The organism is Micromonospora sp. DH13 (genome assembly GCF_020873825.1).
GTDB lineage: Bacteria > Actinomycetota > Actinomycetes > Mycobacteriales > Micromonosporaceae > Micromonospora > Micromonospora haikouensis.
In genome coordinates, this window is the sequence record NZ_JAHWGR010000007.1 from 158536 (window position 1) to 176015 (window position 17480).

General features: G+C 74.4%; 16 protein-coding genes. 6 read left to right on the top strand and 10 right to left on the bottom strand.

Going from position 1 to position 17480, the window contains the following annotated elements; genetic code table 11:
* The first annotated feature begins 3 nt into the window (after positions 1-3).
* Complete coding sequence (locus LPA42_RS09630; protein WP_077935735.1) at positions 4-1137, top strand: glycosyltransferase family 9 protein; 1134 nt, start codon at positions 4-6, stop codon at positions 1135-1137.
* A gap of 45 nt (positions 1138-1182) precedes the next feature.
* Here LPA42_RS09630 and LPA42_RS09635 read toward each other — a convergent pair whose 3' ends face one another.
* Both LPA42_RS09635 and rfaE2 read right to left on the bottom strand, forming a co-directional pair.
* Positions 1183-2121, bottom strand: a complete 939-nt coding sequence (locus LPA42_RS09635; RefSeq protein ID WP_255378717.1) for a glycosyltransferase family 2 protein — start codon at positions 2119-2121, stop codon at positions 1183-1185.
* Positions 2118-4088 (bottom strand): D-glycero-beta-D-manno-heptose 1-phosphate adenylyltransferase, encoded by a 1971-nt coding sequence (gene rfaE2 / locus LPA42_RS09640; protein WP_077935736.1) that lies wholly within the window; start codon positions 4086-4088, stop codon positions 2118-2120. The genes LPA42_RS09635 and rfaE2 overlap by 4 nt, the downstream gene beginning before the upstream one ends.
* A gap of 101 nt (positions 4089-4189) precedes the next feature.
* Here rfaE2 and LPA42_RS09645 point away from each other — a divergent pair, with 101 nt between their 5' ends.
* Both LPA42_RS09645 and LPA42_RS09650 read left to right on the top strand, forming a co-directional pair.
* The gene (locus tag LPA42_RS09645) at positions 4190-4741 is read left to right on the top strand and encodes a type 1 glutamine amidotransferase domain-containing protein (protein ID WP_043961515.1); all 552 of its coding nucleotides are present in this window, start codon (positions 4190-4192) and stop codon (positions 4739-4741) included.
* 61 nt (positions 4742-4802) lie between these two features.
* The gene (locus LPA42_RS09650; protein WP_077935737.1) at positions 4803-6473 is read left to right on the top strand and encodes an MDR family MFS transporter; all 1671 of its coding nucleotides are present in this window, start codon (positions 4803-4805) and stop codon (positions 6471-6473) included.
* 87 nt (positions 6474-6560) lie between these two features.
* Here LPA42_RS09650 and LPA42_RS09655 read toward each other — a convergent pair whose 3' ends face one another.
* The gene (locus tag LPA42_RS09655; RefSeq protein WP_077935738.1) at positions 6561-7052 is read right to left on the bottom strand and encodes an NUDIX domain-containing protein; all 492 of its coding nucleotides are present in this window, start codon (positions 7050-7052) and stop codon (positions 6561-6563) included.
* 56 nt (positions 7053-7108) lie between these two features.
* Between LPA42_RS09655 and LPA42_RS09660 the strand changes: the two genes are divergently transcribed.
* Positions 7109-8758 (top strand): fatty acid--CoA ligase, encoded by a 1650-nt coding sequence (locus tag LPA42_RS09660; RefSeq protein ID WP_077935739.1) that lies wholly within the window; start codon positions 7109-7111, stop codon positions 8756-8758.
* A gap of 220 nt (positions 8759-8978) precedes the next feature.
* Here LPA42_RS09660 and LPA42_RS09665 read toward each other — a convergent pair whose 3' ends face one another.
* Positions 8979-10004 (bottom strand): NADPH:quinone reductase, encoded by a 1026-nt coding sequence (locus LPA42_RS09665; protein WP_077935740.1) that lies wholly within the window; start codon positions 10002-10004, stop codon positions 8979-8981.
* A gap of 140 nt (positions 10005-10144) precedes the next feature.
* Here LPA42_RS09665 and LPA42_RS09670 point away from each other — a divergent pair, with 140 nt between their 5' ends.
* Entirely contained in the window at positions 10145-10324 is a 180-nt protein-coding gene (locus tag LPA42_RS09670; RefSeq protein WP_144082522.1) for a hypothetical protein, read from the top strand.
* Positions 10325-10379: 55 nt separating this feature from the next.
* Here the strand turns inward: LPA42_RS09670 and LPA42_RS09675 are convergent, their stop codons facing one another.
* The 4 genes from LPA42_RS09675 to LPA42_RS09690 form a co-directional block, all read right to left on the bottom strand.
* On the bottom strand, positions 10380-11516 hold the full coding sequence (locus LPA42_RS09675) for a glutathione-independent formaldehyde dehydrogenase (protein WP_077935742.1): 1137 nt from the start codon (positions 11514-11516) through the stop codon (positions 10380-10382).
* 88 nt (positions 11517-11604) lie between these two features.
* Positions 11605-12267: an HAD family phosphatase gene (locus LPA42_RS09680; protein WP_077935743.1), complete on the bottom strand. Its 663-nt coding sequence runs from the start codon at positions 12265-12267 to the stop codon at positions 11605-11607.
* Between the two features lie 122 nt (positions 12268-12389).
* Positions 12390-13214, bottom strand: coding sequence for a hypothetical protein (locus LPA42_RS09685; protein ID WP_077935752.1), 825 nt, complete (start codon positions 13212-13214; stop codon positions 12390-12392).
* Positions 13215-13371: 157 nt separating this feature from the next.
* Positions 13372-14037, bottom strand: a complete 666-nt coding sequence (locus LPA42_RS09690; protein ID WP_043961523.1) for an FKBP-type peptidyl-prolyl cis-trans isomerase — start codon at positions 14035-14037, stop codon at positions 13372-13374.
* A 164-nt stretch (positions 14038-14201) separates the two neighbouring features.
* Between LPA42_RS09690 and LPA42_RS09695 the strand changes: the two genes are divergently transcribed.
* The gene (locus LPA42_RS09695) at positions 14202-14594 is read left to right on the top strand and encodes a PPOX class F420-dependent oxidoreductase (protein WP_043961524.1); all 393 of its coding nucleotides are present in this window, start codon (positions 14202-14204) and stop codon (positions 14592-14594) included.
* A gap of 87 nt (positions 14595-14681) precedes the next feature.
* Here the strand turns inward: LPA42_RS09695 and LPA42_RS09700 are convergent, their stop codons facing one another.
* Together LPA42_RS09700 and LPA42_RS09705 are read right to left on the bottom strand one after the other, a co-directional pair.
* A complete protein-coding gene (locus LPA42_RS09700) occupies positions 14682-17066 on the bottom strand; it encodes an excinuclease ABC subunit UvrA (RefSeq protein WP_077935744.1) in 2385 nt (794 codons plus the stop codon).
* Positions 17067-17068: 2 nt separating this feature from the next.
* Entirely contained in the window at positions 17069-17479 is a 411-nt protein-coding gene (locus LPA42_RS09705; protein ID WP_077935753.1) for a VOC family protein, read from the bottom strand.
* Position 17480 lies beyond the last annotated feature (1 nt).

Genomic DNA, 17480 nt, shown 5'->3' on the forward strand with positions numbered 1-17480 from the left:
GAGATGGTCACCCCGTCGACGTCCGGCCCGCAGGGCGGTGCCGCCGCACCGGCCGTGCTGGGCGAGCGCGTCCCCGACGTCGCGCGGATCGCCGTGCTGCGCGCCAACGCGCTCGGCGACTTCATCTTCATCCTGCCCGCCCTGGAGGCGCTGCGCGCCGCGTACCCGGAGGCGGAGATCGTGCTGCTCGGCGCGCCGTGGCACGCGCAGCTCTGGCGCGACCGGCCCGGCCCGGTGGACCGGGTGCTGGTGGTCCCGCCCGCGCCCGGCATCCGCGAGCCCGGCGCGGGCGAGCCGGAGACGTCGATGGGCGACTTCCTCGCCGCCGCCCGCGCCGAACGCTTCGACCTGGCCCTGCAACTGCACGGCGGCGGGGGCAACTCCAACCCGATCGTCGGCGGCCTCGGCGCGCGGGTCACCGCCGGGCTGCGCGCCGAGGACGCCCCGCCGCTGGACCGGTGGATCCGCTACGTCTACTACCAGCACGAGGTGCTGCGCTACCTGGAGGTGGTCGGCCTGGTCGGCGCGCCGCCCGCCGGGATCGTCCCCGTGCTGGCGGTCACCGACGCCGACCGGGCCGAGGCCGACGCGGTGCTCGGCCCGCCGGGGCGGCCCCGGGTGGCCCTGCACCCCGGGGCCACCGACACGCGGCGGCGCTGGCCGGCCGAGCGGTTCGCCGAGGTGGCCCGCGCCCTGGCCGGCGACGGCTACGAGGTGCTGGTCACGGGCACCCCCGCCGAACGGGACGTGGTGGACCGGGTGGTCGCGGCGGCCGGCGTGCCGGTGCGCCCGCTCGTCGGCGCGCTCGGCCTCGGCGGGCTCGCCGCCTGCTACGCCGGCTGCGCGCTGGTGGTCTCCAACGACACCGGCCCGCTGCACCTGGCCGCCGCCGTCGGCACCCCCACCGTGGGCGTCTACTGGATCGGCAACCTGATCAACGGGGGGCACCTGCTGCGCGGCCGGCACCGCCCGATCGCCTCCTGGACGGTGCGCTGCCCGGTCTGCGGCGTCGACTGCACCCCCGGGATCTACCCGCACCGCCCCGGCGACGGCGAGTGCCCGCACCGGGACTCGTTCGTCGCCGACGTGCCGTCGATCGAGGTGCTGGAGGCGGCGCACGACCTGCTGGCCGGGTAAGGAAGGGCCCCCTGTTAACGCATACGGTCGAGAAGGGTCCCCTTCTCACACCCGCTCGGGGGAGTCGGCGAGCACGACCTCCCACGCCTCGACGTCCCGCTCGGTGACCGTGGTCGGCGATTCCAGGTGATAGGCGCCGCTGGGCAGGACGCCCGCGCCGCCGTGGCGCTCCAGCACGGCGAGCTGGGCGGCCACGTCCTCGCCCTGGTGGTTGGGCTGCACCCGCCGCCAGAAGTCGAAGCCGCCCGAGTCGACCAGCGCCGCCCGGTCGTACAGCACGCACCCGCCGACCCAGGAGACCTTGTACGCCCGCCACGCCCCCGCCGGCAGGCGCAGCCCCTCGGTGACGTGCAGCAGGTTCGCCGCCGAGTGGATCGCCGCCCGCTCCCACTGCGGCGTGCCGGGACGGACCCGCTCCGGCACCGGCCGGCCCGCCCACTCCTCGTAGTGCCGGTGGGTCTGCGGCCGGACGTCGTCGACGTACGACAGCCCGTGCACCGCGTTGCCGACGAAGCCGCAGCCCAGCTCGCCGATCGCGGTGACCAGCCGGCGCAGGGTGCCCGGCTCCAGCCAGACGTCGTCGTCGAGACAGAGCACGTAGCGGGCGACCGAGGCGTCCAGCAGGTACGCCCGGTGCTCGGCCAGCCCGCGCCGGGGCAGCCGGCGGGTCAGCAGCACCGGGTGGCCCCGGTGGCGCAGCGCCCGCACCATCGTCGCGGCGGCCGGATGGGCGTACGCGGGGTCCCCGTCGGACTGGTCGCTGACCACCACGCCGAACCCGGCGACGCCCTCCTGGGCGGCCAGCCCGGCGAGGGTGACCGCCAGCTCGGCGGGCCGGTTGCGCGTCGGGATCAGCACGTCGAGCTGCCGCGGGAGGCGGAAACCGTCGGCCGTGCCGGGGTCGAGCGGTCGGCCGACGCCATCCGAGGCGGGGGCACGCGGCCGGTCGACGCCACCAGCGCCGGGGTCGAGCGGTCGGTTCACGCCGGCCGGCCCGGCGTCGACGCCGTGGAACCGTGGGCGTCCACCTGCTCCGGCTCGCCCGGGACAGCCGATCGGCCGCGCGCGTCCACCCGCTCCGGCCCGCCCGGCACGGTCCCGTGGCCGTGCGCCCGGATGCGGTCGATGATCGCGGAGGTGGAGCGGTCGGGCACGTACCCGAGGGTGCGGACCTGCCCGCCGAGCCGGCGCACCAGCGGGGCCTCCGGCACCATCTCCGGCGGGTAGTCGCCGCCCTTGACGTACACGTCGGGGCGGACGACCTCGATCAGGTCCGCCGGGGAGTCCTCCTCGAAGATCACCACGTGGTCCACGCAGGCCAGCGCGGCGAGCAGCGCGACCCGGTCCTCCACCGGGTTGACCGGCCGGTCCGGGCCCTTCAGCCGGCGTACGCTGCCGTCGGAGTTGACCGCCACCACCAGCAGGTCCCCGAGGGCCCGTGCCTGCTCCAGGTAGCGCACGTGCCCCGGGTGCAGCACGTCGAAGCAGCCGTTGGTGAAGACCACCGACCGGCCCGCGCCGCGCTGGGTCTCCACGATGGCCGCCAGCTCGTCCGGGGCCACCAGCACGGGGTGCCCGGCGTCGTCGCCGCGCGCGCCGAGTGCGTGCAGCAGGTCCTCCCGCCGGCACACGCAGGTGCCGGTGTCGGACACGGTGATGGTGGCGGCGAGCTGGGCGAGTTGCGCGGCGGTCGGCAGGGGCGCGGTGGCGGCCAGCGCCAGCGTCATCGCGGCCAGGTAGGCGTCGCCCGCGCCGACGGCGTGGCTCGCCGGGACCGGGGTGCTGTGGCTGCGCCGGGAGGCGCCGTCCGCGCCGCCGACCACCGCGCCCTCGGTGTCCAGGGTCACCGCGACCACGTCCGCGCCGGTGTGCGCGCGCAGCTCGGCGAGGCGGGCCTCGGCCAGTACGGCCCGGTCCACCCCGGCGCCGGCCAGGGCGCTCACCGTCACGCCGGTGCCGGTGACGCTGAGCCCGTCGCCGGTCATCGCCACCCGGTCCTCGCCGGGCGTCGGCTCGCCGGTCCCGCCCGTGGGCGGGCCGAGCGGCACCCCGGCCGGCGGCGGCGTGGCTCCCGGCGCTCCGGCCCCCGGTGCTCCGGCTCCCGGCACTCCGGCCCCCGGCGCTCCGGCCCCCGGCGCTCCGGCCGGTGCGGCGGCCGCCGGGGATCCCGCCGCGCCCGGCGCGGTGCCCACGCTCAGCTCCGAGGGGCCGTCCGCCGGGTCGGCCGCCGGGTGGTCCAGGTGCAGGTGCGAGTCGGTACGCGAGGCGGCGCGGGCGAGCAGCCGGGTCGCCTCCGCGAAGCTGGGGGTGACCACGGTCGGCGCGAGCCCCCGCCAGTCGGCCAGGTCGTGGGCGTCGAGGGCGATCGTGGCGTACCGGTCGCGGGCGGCGACCAGCCAGGCGCGGACGGGCGCGGGCAGCGCGCCCAGCCCGTAGTCGCAGACCACCAGGGTCGGCGCCTCGCCCCCGGCGGCGGCCCGCAGCTCCTCGGTGGCGCACTCCAGGGCGGTGAGCAGCCGCTGCACCCCGTCGCCGTCGAGCGCGTCGTCGGGGTCGCCGGAGTCCTCGCGCAGCAGGATCTGGTTGCCGGCGAGCATCCGCCGCTTCACGGGGGTGTGCCGGCCGGGCTGGGCGACGGTGCGGTCCCAGACCCCGGCCCGGTCGAGGCAGTCGTGCAGCTCGTCCCCGGCGACGTCCGCGCCGACCGGGGCGACCAGCACCGCCCGCCCGCCGAGGGCGGCCACGTTGACGGCGGTGTTCGCCGCCCCGCCGGCCGCCGAGATGCGCCGGCGCAGGGTGAGGACGGGGGCCGGGGCCTCCCGGCAGAGCCGGTCGGACTCGGCGAACCGCCACTCGTCGAGCATGGCGTCGCCGATCACCAGCACGGGGCGGCCCAGCCAGCTCTCCACGACGGTGGCGAGCCGGCGCTCTTCCGCTGCTGCTCCTGCCATGCCACCCGGGTCCCCCGGCCCTGCGGGATCAAACCTGGGCCGGTTTCGGGCGGCGGGCCCCGGGAACCGTCCAGAGGAACCCCGGAGAGGAGAGACACGACATGGCAGGCACGACACTGCAGGGCAAGCGGATCGCCTTCCTGGCCACCGACGGCGTGGAGGAGGTCGAGTACACCCGGCCGCGCGAGGCGGTCGAGAATGCCGGTGCGACGGCGGAGCTGGTCTCGCTCAAGCCGGGCAAGATCCAGGCATTCGACCATCTGGACCACGGCGGGACGTACGACGTCGAGGTGACCGTCGCCGACGCGGACGCCGGCCGGTACGACGGCCTGGTGCTGCCCGGCGGGGTGGCGAACCCGGACTTCCTGCGCACCGACCCGGACGCGGTCCGGTTCGTGAAGGCGTTCTTCGACGCCGGCAAGCCGGTCGGGGTGATCTGCCACGGCCCGTGGACCCTGGTCGAGGCGGACGTGGTGCGGGGCCGCCGGATCACCTCGTGGCCGAGCCTGCGCACCGACCTGACGAACGCGGGCGCGACCTGGGTCGACGAGCCGGTCGTCACGGACGACGGGCTGGTCAGCAGCCGCAAGCCGGATGACCTGCCCGCCTTCTGCGCCAAGATCGTCGAGGAGTTCGCCGAGGGCCGCCACTGAACGGGGAACGCTTCTTCCCGCCCGGCCCGCATGATCCGCGCCGGGCGGGAAAGAAGGCGGGATGACCACGCAAGAAAGCCCGGTGTTGCACCCCCGGCAGCTACGCCTGCTCATGTTCGGCCTGATGACGGGCATGCTGCTCGCCGCGCTGGACCAGACCATCGTCGGCACGGCGCTGCCCACCATCGTCGGCGAGCTGGGCGGGATCGACCACTACTCGTGGGTGGTCACCGCCTACCTGCTCGCCTCCACCGCCTCCACCCCGCTGTACGGCAAGATGGCCGACCTGTACGGCCGCCGCCCGGTGTTCCTCTTCTCGATCGGGACGTTCCTGCTCGGCTCGCTGCTGGCCGGGCTGTCGCAGGACATGACCCAGTTGATCGTGACCCGGGGCGTGCAGGGCCTCGGCGCGGGCGGCCTGATGACGCTCGCGTTCACGATCATCTCGGACGTGGTGTCGCCCCGGGAACGCGGTCGCTACCAGGGCCTGTTCGGGGCGGTGTTCGGCATCGCCTCGGTGGCCGGGCCGCTGGTCGGCGGCTACTTCGCCGAGGCCAACTGGCGGTGGATCTTCTACCTGAACGTGCCGCTGGCGATCCTGGCCATCGTGGTCTGCTACCACGTCATGCGGCTCATCCCGTTCCAGCGGCGGGAACATGCGATCGACTGGCTCGGGGCGGCGCTGCTGGTCGCCGGGGTGAGCTGCCTGCTGCTCGCGCTGAGCTGGGGCGGCAACTCGTACGCCTGGGGCTCCGCCGTGATCATCGGGCTGTTCGTGGCCGGGGCGGTGCTGGGCGGGCTGTTCCTGCTCCAGGAGGCGCGGGTCGCCGAGCCGATCCTGCCGCTGCGGCTGTTCCGCAGCCGGACGTTCGCCCTGGCCAACGGGGCCGGCTTCGTCCTGGGCCTGGTGATGTTCGGGTCGATCATCTTCATCCCGCTGTATCTCCAGATCGTCAAGGGCGCCTCGCCGACCCGCAGCGGCCTGCTGATGCTGCCGATGATGGCCGGCATCATCGTCACCTCGGTCCTCACCGGCCGGGCGATGACCCGGATCGGCCGGTACAAGTGGTTCCCGGTCGCCGGGTCGGCGGTGCTGCTCGCCGGCATGCTGCTGTTCACCCGCCTGGCCGTCGACACGTCGCTGTGGGTGGCGTTCGGCTATCTGACGGTCATCGGCGTCGGGCTGGGGCTGTCCATGCAGTCGCTGATCCTCGCCGTGCAGAACTCGGTGGGCCCCCGGGACCTCGGCGCGGGCACCTCCTCGGCGACGTTCTTCCGGTCGCTGGGCGGCTCGTTCGGGGTGGCGATCCTCGGGGCGGTGCTGTCGTCCCGGCTCGCCGACCAGCTCGCCGCCCGGATGCCGGCCGCGCTCGCGCAGCTCCCGCCGCAGCAGCGGGCGGCGGTGCTGGCCGGCGGCGGCAACAACGTGTCGATCAACGACCCGGCGACGATCCTGGCCCTGCCCGGCCCGGTCCGCGCCGCCATCCAGGCCGCCTTCGTGGAGTCGCTGCACCTGGTCTTCCTCACCACCGGGCTGGTCGCCGTCGTGGCGGTGCTGGTGACCCTGGCGCTGCCCGACGAGAAGCTGCGCGGGGCCGGGCCGCGCGGCGCGTCGGGCGGGGCGGACCCGCTGGGCGGGAAGGCCCCCGCCCCGGGCGGCAAGCCGCTGGCGAAGGAGTCGCGGGACGAGGCCGCCGCCGAGATGGAGGCCAAGAGCCAGACGATGCTGTGAGCCCCGCCCCGCCCCTTCCCGGGCGGGCTGGGGCCGGGCGGCCGGGCCCAGGCGGGGTGGAGCCGGGCGGCCGGGCCCAGGCGGCGGCTACTTCAGGATCATCCGGTTGGCCTGCTCGAAGACGTCCAGGTCGGCGAGGGTCTCGGTGACGGAGGCCGACAGCGGGGTGGGGAACCGGTCGCGGTGGAAGAAGCCCGCGTCGGTGGTCTCGTCGGTGGCCCGGACCAGCTCGCCGTCCCAGTCCTCGACCCGGAAGGCGACGGTGAAGACCTGGTAGGTGTGGCCGTACATGTTGGTGGTGATCCGGTCGGGGCCGGTGTAGAGGGCGAACGCGCCCACCCGCAGGGCGCGCAGCCCGGTCTCCTCGCGCACCTCGCGTACCGCGCAGTCGGCGATCGACTCGCCCAGCTCCATCGCCCCGGCCGGCATGGCCCACTGGCCGTTGTCGGAGCGCCGGATCAGCAGCACCCGGCCGGCGCTGTCGCGGACCACCGCGCGGGCGCCGACGAACATCAGGGTGCGGTCACCGGCGAGGGCGCGAAGCTGCCCCACGTACGAGTCGGCCCAGGAGATGCTCACCCGGACAACCTAACGGGGGTTCCCAACGGATGACCGCCGACACTAGCTTGTTACCCATGCGTAGCACGATGATGGACGCGCCGCTCCAGGTCGCCCGGATCCTCGAACACGGCGCCACGGTGCACGGCACCGCCGAGGTGGTCACCTGGACCGGCGGCGAGCCGCGTCGCATGTCGTACGCCGAGGTGGGGCGGTCGGCGGCCCGGCTGGCCCACGCGCTGCGCGACGAGTGCGGGGTGACCGGCGACGAGCGGGTCGCCACGTTCATGTGGAACAACAACGAGCACCTCGTGGCCTACTTCGCGGTGCCCAGCATGGGCGCGGTGCTGCACACGCTCAACCTGCGGCTCTTCCCCGACCAGGTCGCCTACATCGCCAACCACGCGCAGGACCGGGTGGTGCTGGTCGACTCGACGCTGATCCCGCTGCTGGCCCGGGTCATCGGCGACCTGGCCACGGTGCGGCACGTGGTGGTCGTCGGCGGGGGCGACCCCGCACCGCTGGTGGCGGCGGCCGGCGACCGGATCGCCGTACACCATTGGGACGCCCTGCTGGCCGGCAAGCCGGAGGTCTTCGACTGGCCGGAGGTCGACGAGCGCGACGCGGCCGCCCTCTGCTACACCTCCGGGACCACCGGCAACCCCAAGGGGGTCGCCTACTCGCACCGGTCGATCTACCTGCACTCGTTGCAGATCTGCATGCCGGAGGGGTTCGGCCTCGGGCCGACCGACCGGGAGCTGGCCATCGTGCCGATGTTCCACGCCATGTCCTGGGGGCTGCCGTACGCGGCGTTCCTCTCCGGCGCGTCGCTGATCATGCCGGACCGGTTCCTCCAGGCCGCCCCCATCGCCGCGATGATCGCCGCCGAGCGGCCCACCCTGGCCGGCGCGGTGCCGACCATCTGGAACGACCTGCTGGCCTACCTCGACGCGCACGACGTGGACACCTCCTCGCTGAAGGAGGTCATCGTCGGTGGCTCGGCCTGCCCGCCCGCTCTCATGCACGCGTTCGACGAGCGGCACCACATCGACGTGATCCACGCCTGGGGGATGACCGAGATGTCCCCGCTGGGCTCGGTGGCCCGGCCGCCGGCGGGGGCGACCGGCGAGGACGCCTGGCGCTACCGGTACACGCAGGGCCGCGTCCCGGCCGGTGTCGCCGCGCGGATCGTGGGCCCGCTGGGCGAGCCGCTGCCCGCCGACGGGGCCTCCGTCGGGGAGCTGGAGGTCCGGGGGCCGTGGGTGACCGCCCGGTACGTCGGCGACGACGCCCCGGACGAGGAGAAGTTCCGCGACGGCTGGCTGCGCACCGGCGACGTCGGGACGCTGTCGCCCGACGGGTACCTCACCCTCACCGACCGGGCGAAGGACGTGATCAAGTCCGGCGGCGAGTGGATCTCCTCGGTCGAGCTGGAGAACGCCCTGATGGCCCACCCGGCGGTGCTGGAGGCCTGCGTGGTGGGCGTGCCGGACGAGCGCTGGGACGAGCGGCCCCTGGCCACGGTGGTGGTCCGCGAGGGCGCCGAGGTGACCGCCGAGGAGCTGCGCGACTTCCTGGCCGGTTCGGTGGCGCGCTGGCAGCTGCCGGAGCGGTGGGCGTTCGTCGACGCCGTGCCGAAGACCAGCGTCGGCAAGTTCGACAAGAAGGTCGTCCGGTCCCGGTACGCCGAAGGGGGCCTGAGTGTCCGGGAGCTGACAACGCCGTAACAATTTCAGGCGCATCGTCGCCTGAATGGGCAGGGATGTACTCCTAGACCTCCCTCCCCCCAAGGGCGGCCCCGGCGTTCGCACCGCGCCGGGGCCGCCCGCCCAGGGGCGGTTCATCCGCCCCTTCATTCTTGCGAAACTTGTTCGGCTCTGTCCTGGCGACGGGGAAAACAGCCGGTGAACGCGCCCGTTCGGTGCCGGTCCGGTCGGCGCTCGCGCCCTACCCGGCGCTCGCCTCCTCGGCCGTCGTGACCAGCACCTTGCCGACCACCGAGTTCTCCACCGCCTCGTGCGCCGCGGCCGTGGCCGCCAGCGGGTGGTGGTGCAGCGGCAGCCCCGCCTCCGGGCCAACCCGCACGCCGCCCTGCGCGGCAGCCGCCGACACGTCGGCGACGGCCTGTGCCTTGGCCACCGCCGGGGCGGTGTAGACCAGCACGAACTGCCAGCGGGCGTTCGGGGCCATCAGCGGCCGGATCGGCAGCGTCACCTCGCCCCCGCCGTCGTCGGCGTAGACGCAGACCGCCCCGCCGGCCCGCAGCAGCTGCACGTCGGCCGCCGCGTTGCGCGCCGCCGACACCTCGACGATCGTGTGTACGCCGTCCGGGGCGATCATGCGGACCTCCTCGACGACGTCCTGCTCCCGGTAGTTCACGACGAACGACGCGCCGGCCGCCGCCGCGAGGTTGGCCTTCTCCGGGCTGCTGACCGTGGCGACGACGGTGGCGTCGGCCCAGCGGGCGAGCTGGATCGCCGCGTTGCCGACCGCCCCCGCCCCGCCCTGCACCAGCACGGTGTGGTCGGCCAGCGCCCCGGCGTGCAGCTTGCCCGGCATCATCTCCCCGGCGGTCAGGCAGCGGTGCGCGGTGAGGAACGGGATGCCCAGGGCCGCCCCCACGTCGAAGGAGGCGTCGCCGAGGGGCACCGCCTGCCCGACCGGCACCACCGTGTACTCGGCGGCGGTGCCCCACGGGCGCTGCCAGGCGGCCTCCCAGAGCCACACCCGCTCGCCGATCAGGTTCCGGTCGACCCCCGCCCCGACCGCCTCGACCACCCCGGCGCCGTCCTGGCCGGGCGTCTGCCAGCCCGCCGGCGGCGGCGACGCCCGGCGGGCCTTCCAGTCGGTCGGGTTCACCCCGGAGACGGCCACCCGGACGAGCACCTCGCCGGGCCCCGGTTCCGGCACCGGCCGGTCCACCAGGCGCAGCACCGAGGTGTCGCCGTTGCTCTCGTACACGATCGCCCGCATCGCCGTCGCTCCTCACCCTCGCCTGCGGCGGGCCCGTCGCGGACCCGCCCCCGGTCCGCTACCCGGGTGATCTCGCTTCATTCCGATCCCACCCGCCACCGGAACCGTATAACCAGGTACACGGAGGTAGGGGAGTGCTGATGCGGGACAAACCGGTGGTGGGCGCGCTGCCGCCCCCGACGGGCCGGACCGGACCGGGCGCGGGCCGGGCGAGGCCGGACGCGGGCCGCGCCGACCCGCCGCGCGACGAACCCCCGCCGGCCCCCGGCGACCCGGCCGGGCGGCGGCTGCCGTGGACGAGCCGGAGCCGGGCGATCTGAGCCCTGCCCGAGCTGGCCGCGCGGTCGGCTTCAGCACCAGCCGCGCCGGGCCGGACTATGCGGCCGGCTTCAGCACCACCTTCGAGTAGCCCGCCTCCCGCTGGTCGAAGCGCTGGTACGCCTCCGGCGCGTCGGCCAGCGGCAGCTCCTTGCTCACCACGAAGCTCGGCTTCGCCCGCCCCGCCATGATCATGTTCCGCAGGTACTCGTTGTACGACTTCACGTTGGCCTGCCCCGTCCCCATCCGCAGGCCCTTCTCGAAGAACTTGCCGACCTTGAACACCAGCTCGCCCCGGCCCGCCCGCTCGTCCGGCGCACCCGGGTCGTGCGCCAGATACAGCCCGACCACCCCGAGCGACCCCGTCGGCCGCACGACGTCCACCAGGCTGTTCAGCACCGCCGCCGGGTGCTCCTCGCCGCCGGCCCCGGACGCCTGGTAGCCCACCGCGTCCACGCCCCGGTCGGTGCCGACCCCGTCGGTCTGCTCCCGGATCTGCTCGACCGGGTCGCCGGCGGTGAAGTCGACCGGGATCGCACCGATCGACTCGGCCAGCCGCAGCCGGTCCGGGACCTTGTCCACCAGGAACACCTCGGCCGCGCCCATCAGCAGCGCCGAGTACGCGGCCATCAGCCCCACCGGCCCGCCGCCCATCACGGTGATGTTCTCGCCGGGGCGCAGCCCGGTCATCGCCACCCCGTGGTATCCGGTCGGGAAGATGTCGGCCAGCATCGCGAAGTCGTTCTCGTGCTCCGTGCCGGGCGGCAGCCGCAGGCAGTTGAAGTCGGCGAACGGCACGCGCAGGTACTCGGCCTGCCCGCCCCGGTACGGCCCCATCGCGACGTAGCCGTACGCGCCCCCGGCGAAGCCCGGGTTCACCGTGAGGCAGAACCCCGTCTTCCCCTCCCGGCAGTTACGGCAGAACCCGCACGCCACGTTGAACGGCATCGAGACCCGGTCGCCCTTGCGGATGTGCACGACCCCGGGCCCGACCTCCTCCACCACGCCCATGTTCTCGTGGCCGAACACGATGCCCGGCTCGGCCAGCGTGCGGCCCTCGTACATGTGCAGGTCCGAACCGCAGATCGCGGTCGTGGTGATCCTGACGATCACGTCGTTCGGCGCCTCGATCCGCGGATCGGGGACCTCGTTGACCGCCACCTCGTGCGGCCCCTGGTACACCACAGCTCTCATGCCACCGACGGTAGGCGGGCAAGCCGGGTGAAGGCCGCGATTCAGGCAGACCGGCCGCCCGGCCCACCTGGCCGGGCTGCCCGCCCGGTCAGCCGAGGGCGGCGACGACCTCCGGGGTCAGGTCACCCACCGCCGGCAGCACCACGGCCGCGAGCGCCTCGGCGTCCGGATCCAACGGGTACGCCCCGTGCGGCACCGCCACCACCCGCATCCCCGCCGCGGCGGCCGAACGCACCCCGTTCGAGGAGTCCTCCACCGCCACGCAGCGCGCCGGATCGACACCGAGCCGCCGGGCCACCTCCAGGTAGACGTCCGGGGCCGGCTTGCCCCGCTCGGTCTCCTCCGTCGACAGCGTCGCGCCGAACGCCTCCGTGAGCCCCGTCGCCGCCAGCGCCGCCGCGATCAGCCGCGTCGGCGAGGAACTGGCCAGCCCCAACGGCCACCGCGCCGCCAGCCGGCGTACCACCTCGTCGGCCCCGTCGATCACCGGTACGCGCTCGGCGTACCGCCGGGCCATCTCGTCGACCACCTCGACGGCGACCTGCTCGGCCGTCCGGTCGACGCCCAGCTCGCCGCTGAGGTAGCGGGCCCACTCGCCCGTGCTCATCCCCATCAGCCGTCGCTGGGTGTCGGGCTGCCAGGTGCCGCCGTGCGTCGCCACGTACGCCCGGCGCACCTCCTCCCAGACCGGCTCGGAGTCCACGATCACGCCGTCCAGGTCGAAGACCACCGCATCCGCCACGGGCACCATCCTGCCCGAGCCCTCGCCCGCCCGCTCCCCGGGGCGGCCCGCTACCGGCCTCGCCGGCGGCCGGTGGCCCGGCACCGGTCGCTCGTGGGCGGGCCCGGCGGCGTGTGCCGCCGCCCGGGAGGTCAGGCCGGCAGCGGCGGCAGGCGGATCGGATTCTCCGGCGGGATCACCGTGTGCCCGGCCCGGGCCAGCGGCTCCAGCAGCTCCCGCAGCCGGTCGGTGCGCTCCGCGCCGAGTGCCTGCCACGGATGCAGGGCGGCCACGTCGGTGGCGTCCTCCACCGCCCGGAACTCCGCCCGGCCGTGCTCGGTCGGCTTCCCGTCCCCGGTCAGCCAGCCCCGCTCGGCGAGCCGCGCGGCCGCCGCCTCCCACTCCTGCGGCGACCAGCCCCGGCCCAGCAGGTTCAGCTCCGGCATGCCCTCGGCGACCCGCCAGGCGAGCGTCTCCACCGGGTCCAGGCCGGCGGCGACCAGCGCCGCGATGTGCCCGTCGCCCCGGTGCTCCCGCAGCGTCGTCGCGGCCTGCCACAGCCGGGCCAGCGGGTATTCGGCGGCCGGCAGGGCGGCGTTGGCCGCACCCAGCACCCGGCCCTCCGGCCGCGCCGCCCCGGCGGCCTCCTCCAGCAGCTCGGCGGCCTCCGCGAGGTGCCGCTCCGGCAGCTCGTACGCCAGCTCCGCCAGCGCCTGCACGGCACCGGTGAGCCGGGCCCGCAGCGCCTCGGCCGGCGTCACCAACTGCCACACCGCCGGCACGGCCCGCGCCACCACGGGCGGGGCGAAGCTGAAGAACGCGGCCACCACCGGGGCGGCCTCCACGGCGCCCAGCGGGGCGGCCCGGCCGGCGAAGTAGCCCCGCCAGAAGCCGCGCAGCCCGACCGCCTCGAACGCCGCCCGCGCCCGGGGATGGAAGTAGGTCACCGTGTGCACCGGCTCGAAGTGGGTCCACATCAACCGGGCGATCCCCGGATCGTCCAGCGCCGCCACGTGCACCTCCGCGTCGATGGGGTCACCGTGCGGCGGGCGGGACCGCCCACGGTGACCCCGAACCTACTGGTCGTAGGCGACGGGAAGAAAGACTGTTGTGAACTACCGCACCAGGTGCGGGCTACTGCGCGGCGAGCACGTCGACGACGAACCGCAGCGGTCCGGCCGGCCGGCCGCCCGAGGAGTCGTTGCCGTACGCCAGGTCGGCCGGGATGTCGAGCTGCACCCGGCTGCCCACCTTGACCCCGACGAGGCCCTGGTCCCAACCCTTGATGACCTGGCCGACGCCGATCGGGAAGGTGGCCGGCTGGCCGCTGTTCCAGGACGCGTCGAACTCCTTGCCGTCGGCGTAGAACACGCCCACGTAGTTGGTGGTGATCTGCTGCCCGGCCTTCACCGCCGCGCCCTTGCCCTCGATCAGCGTCTTGACGGTGAGCTTCTTCAGCTCGCCCTTGCCCGCCTCGACCTTCGGCTTGGTGGCCAGCGCCGGGTCCGACCCCTCGGGCAGCTGCGGGGCGGGCGGCGCGGTGGGCGGCTGCTCCTCAGCCGGCGCGGTCGCCGACGGGGCGGAGGCGACCTCCTCCGGCGCGTCGTCCTTACCCTGGTTGACCACCACGAACACGGTGATCAGCACGCCGACGACGGCGACACCGGCGAGCGCGCCGACGATCGACTGGAGGCGGCGCTTCTTCTCGGCGGCCTTCTTCGCCGCCAGCTGGGCGGCCAGTCGCCGCTCCGCCTTGCCCGGGCCCTGGCCCGCCGACCGGTTCTGCACACGCTCGCTCACGTCGACTCCCTGATCAAGAGGTGGGGGGCCCGGCGGCCGCTGCCGAGGCCAGCGCACACGGTACCCGCCCTGCTGCCCACGGTGCTGCCTCGGCCGGCACCCCCACCGGTCCGAGCGGCTGCGGTTGCCGGCGCGCGGGGGTCGACGGGGGTAACTTGTCGACCATGGCGATCCTCACCGAAGAAGACCTGGCCCTGCTGGCCGAACCGCAGCTCGCCCACGTGGCCACCATCGAGCCCGACGGCAGCCCGCACGTCACGCCGGTCTGGGTGGACACGGACGGCGAGCACATCGTGTTCAACACCGCCAAGGGACGGCAGAAGTACAACAACATCCAGCGGACCCCGATCGTGGCCGTCTCGGTGGTGGACAAGGCCAACGACTTCCGCACCCTGTGGGTCAAGGGCACCGCCGAGTTCGTCGAGGAGGGGGCCGACGCGCACATCGACAAGATGGCGCAGAAATACCTCGGCCAGGAGACCTACCCGTTCGGGCAGCCCGGCGAGGTGCGGGTGATCGTCCGGATCACCCCCACCCAGAAGCTCGGCCGCGGCTGACCCCCACTTGCAAGGAAGGGCCCCTATTAACACCTGCGGTGAGAAGGGGACCCCTCTCTACCGGATGCGTTAACAAGGGGCCCCTCCTTACCCCCCGATGTACGCCGCGAGGTGCTCGCCCGTGAGCGTGGAGCGGGCGGCGGCCAGGTCGGCCGGCGTGCCCTCGAAGACGATCCGACCCCCGTCGTGACCGGCTCCGGGGCCCAGGTCGACGATCCAGTCGGCGTGCGCCACGACCGCCAGGTGGTGCTCGACGACGAGCACCGACTTGCCGGCGTCGACGAGCCGGTCGAGCAGCCCCAGCAGCTGCCCGACGTCGGCGAGGTGCAGGCCGGCGGTCGGCTCGTCGAGGACGTACACGCCGCCCTCGGTGCCCAGGTGGGTGGCCAGCCTGAGCCGCTGCCGCTCGCCACCGGACAGCGTGCTGAGCGGCTGGCCCAGGGTGAGATACCCGAGCCCCACGTCGGCGAGGCGGTCGAGGACCGCCCGCGCGGCCGGCGTACGGGCCTCGCCGGCGGCGAAGAACTCCCGCGCCTCGTTGACCGGCATCGCCAGCACCTCGGCGATGTCCCGGCCGCCGAGGCGGTATTCCAGCACCGACGCCTCGAACCGCCGCCCCTCGCACTCCTCGCACACCGTGGCGACCCCGGCCATCATCGCCAGGTCCACGTAGACCACGCCCGCGCCGTTGCAGCCGGGACAGGCGCCCTCCGAGTTGGCGCTGAACAGGGCCGGCTTCACGCCGTTGGCCTTCGCGAACGCCTTGCGGACCGGGTCGAGCAGCCCCGTGTACGTCGCCGGGTTGCTCCGCCGCGAACCCCGGATCGGGCCCTGGTCGACCGACACCACCCCCGCGCCGGCCGGGATCGACCCGTGCACCAGTGAACTCTTGCCCGAACCGGCCACGCCGGTGACGACGACGAGCACGCCGAGCGGGATGTCGACGTCGACGCCACGCAGGTTGTGGGTCGACGCGCCCCGGATCGGCAGCCGGCCCGTGGGCGTGCGTACCGTCTCCTTGAGGGCGACCCGGTCGGCGAGGTGACGGCCGGTCACGGTGCCGCTGGCCCGTAGCCCCTCGACGGTGCCCTCGAAGCAGACGGCCCCGCCCGCCGCGCCCGCGCCGGGCCCCAGGTCGACGACGTGGTCGGCGATCGCGATGGTGTCCGGCTTGTGCTCCACCACGAGCACCGTGTTCCCCTTGTCCCGCAGCCGTAGCAGCAGGTCGTTCATCCGCCTGACGTCGTGCGGGTGCAGGCCCGTCGTGGGTTCGTCGAAGACGTACGTGACGTCGGTGAGCGGGGAACCGAGGTGCCGCAGCATCTTCACCCGCTGCGCCTCGCCGCCCGACAGCGTGCCCGACGGCCGGTCCAGCGACAGGTAGCCCAGCCCGATCTCCACGAACGAGGCGAGGGTCTGGTGCAGCTTGTCCAGCAGCGGCGCGACCGACGGCTCGTCGAGACCGCCGACCCATTCGGCCAGGTCGCTGATCTGCATCGCGCAGGCGTCGGCGATGTTGACGCCGCCGATCCGGGCGGAGCGGGCGGCCTCGCCGAGCCGGGTGCCGCCGCACTCCGGGCACGCGGTGAAGGTGACCGCCCGGTCCACGAACGCCCGGATGTGCGGCTGCATCGCCTCGCGGTCCTTCGCGAGGAACGACTTCTGGACCTTGGGGATCAGCCCCTCGTACGTGAGGTTGACGCCCTCCACCTTCACCCGGGTCGGCTCCCGGTGCAGGAAGTCGTGCCGCTCCTGCGCCGTGAACTCGCGGATCGGCTTGTGCGGGTCGAGGAAGCCCGACTCGGCGTAGACCCGCACCGTCCAGAAGCTGTCGGCCTTCCAGCCGGGGATGGTGATCGCGCCCTCCGCGATCGACTTCGAGTCGTCGAAGAGTTGGGCGAGGTCGAGGTCGGTGACCGTGCCCCGGCCCTCGCAGCGTGGGCACATGCCGCCGGTGCGGGTGAAGGTCTGCCGTACGGTCCGGCCGCCGCCGCGCTCCACCGTGATCGCGCCGCTCGCCCGCACCGACGGCACGTTGAAGGAGAACGCGGCCGGCGGCCCGACGTGCGGCCGCCCCAGCCGGCTGAACAGGATGCGCAGCATCGCGTTGGCGTCGGTGACGGTGCCGACCGTCGAGCGCACGTCGCCGCCCAGCCGCTGCTGGTCGACGACGATGGCCGTGGTCAACCCGTCGAGCACGTCGACCTCGGGCCGGGCCAGCGTCGGCAGGAAGCCCTGCACGAAGGCGCTGTACGTCTCGTTGATCAGCCGCTGCGACTCCGCCGCGACGGTGCCGAACACCAGCGAGCTCTTGCCGGAGCCGGACACGCCCGTGAACACGGTGAGCTGCCGCTTCGGCAGGTCGACGCTGACGTCCTTGAGGTTGTTCTCGCGTGCGCCCCGCACCCGGATCACGTCGTGACCCCCGGCGTCGCGCCGCGCGGTCGACTCCGACCCCGTTCCCGCGACCATGCTCAGCGCAGCTCCTGGATCCGGACGAGGTTGCCGGCGGGGTCGCGGAAGGCGCAGTCGCGCACCCCGTACGGCTGCTCGGTCGGCTCCTGGACGACCTCGGCGTCGCTGGCCTGGATCTTCTCGAAGGTGCCGTCCAGGTCGGGCGTGGCCAGCAGGATCCAGCCGTACGTCCCCTTCGCCATCATCTCGGCGATCGTGCGCCGCTCGTCGTCGGTGATGCCGGGGTCGACGGCCGGCGGGGCCAGGAGGATGCTGGTGCCGGGCTGGCCGGCGGGGCCGACGGTGATCCAGCGCATGGTGCCCGTGCCGACGTCGTTGCGGACCTCGAAGCCGAGCACGTCGCGGTAGAAGGCGAGGGACTCCTCCGGGTCGGTGTGCGGCAGGAAGCTCGTGTGAATGGTGATGTCCATG

What these genes read in the sequence shown, in the direction of transcription:
- LPA42_RS09630 (WP_077935735.1), top strand. Translation starts at nt 4, where the DNA reads ATGGTCACCCCGTCGACGTCCGGCCCGCAGGGCGGTGCCGCCGCACCG.
- rfaE2 (WP_077935736.1), bottom strand. Translation starts at nt 4,088, where the DNA reads ATGGCAGGAGCAGCAGCGGAAGAGCGCCGGCTCGCCACCGTCGTGGAG.
- LPA42_RS09645 (WP_043961515.1), top strand. Translation starts at nt 4,190, where the DNA reads ATGGCAGGCACGACACTGCAGGGCAAGCGGATCGCCTTCCTGGCCACC.
- LPA42_RS09650 (WP_077935737.1), top strand. Translation starts at nt 4,803, where the DNA reads ATGACCACGCAAGAAAGCCCGGTGTTGCACCCCCGGCAGCTACGCCTG.
- LPA42_RS09660 (WP_077935739.1), top strand. Translation starts at nt 7,109, where the DNA reads ATGCGTAGCACGATGATGGACGCGCCGCTCCAGGTCGCCCGGATCCTC.
- LPA42_RS09665 (WP_077935740.1), bottom strand. Translation starts at nt 10,004, where the DNA reads ATGCGGGCGATCGTGTACGAGAGCAACGGCGACACCTCGGTGCTGCGC.
- LPA42_RS09670 (WP_144082522.1), top strand. Translation starts at nt 10,145, where the DNA reads ATGCGGGACAAACCGGTGGTGGGCGCGCTGCCGCCCCCGACGGGCCGG.
- LPA42_RS09675 (WP_077935742.1), bottom strand. Translation starts at nt 11,516, where the DNA reads ATGAGAGCTGTGGTGTACCAGGGGCCGCACGAGGTGGCGGTCAACGAG.
- LPA42_RS09680 (WP_077935743.1), bottom strand. Translation starts at nt 12,267, where the DNA reads ATGGTGCCCGTGGCGGATGCGGTGGTCTTCGACCTGGACGGCGTGATC.
- LPA42_RS09685 (WP_077935752.1), bottom strand. Translation starts at nt 13,214, where the DNA reads ATGTGGACCCACTTCGAGCCGGTGCACACGGTGACCTACTTCCATCCC.
- LPA42_RS09695 (WP_043961524.1), top strand. Translation starts at nt 14,202, where the DNA reads ATGGCGATCCTCACCGAAGAAGACCTGGCCCTGCTGGCCGAACCGCAG.
- LPA42_RS09700 (WP_077935744.1), bottom strand. Translation starts at nt 17,066, where the DNA reads ATGGTCGCGGGAACGGGGTCGGAGTCGACCGCGCGGCGCGACGCCGGG.
- LPA42_RS09705 (WP_077935753.1), bottom strand. Translation starts at nt 17,479, where the DNA reads ATGGACATCACCATTCACACGAGCTTCCTGCCGCACACCGACCCGGAG.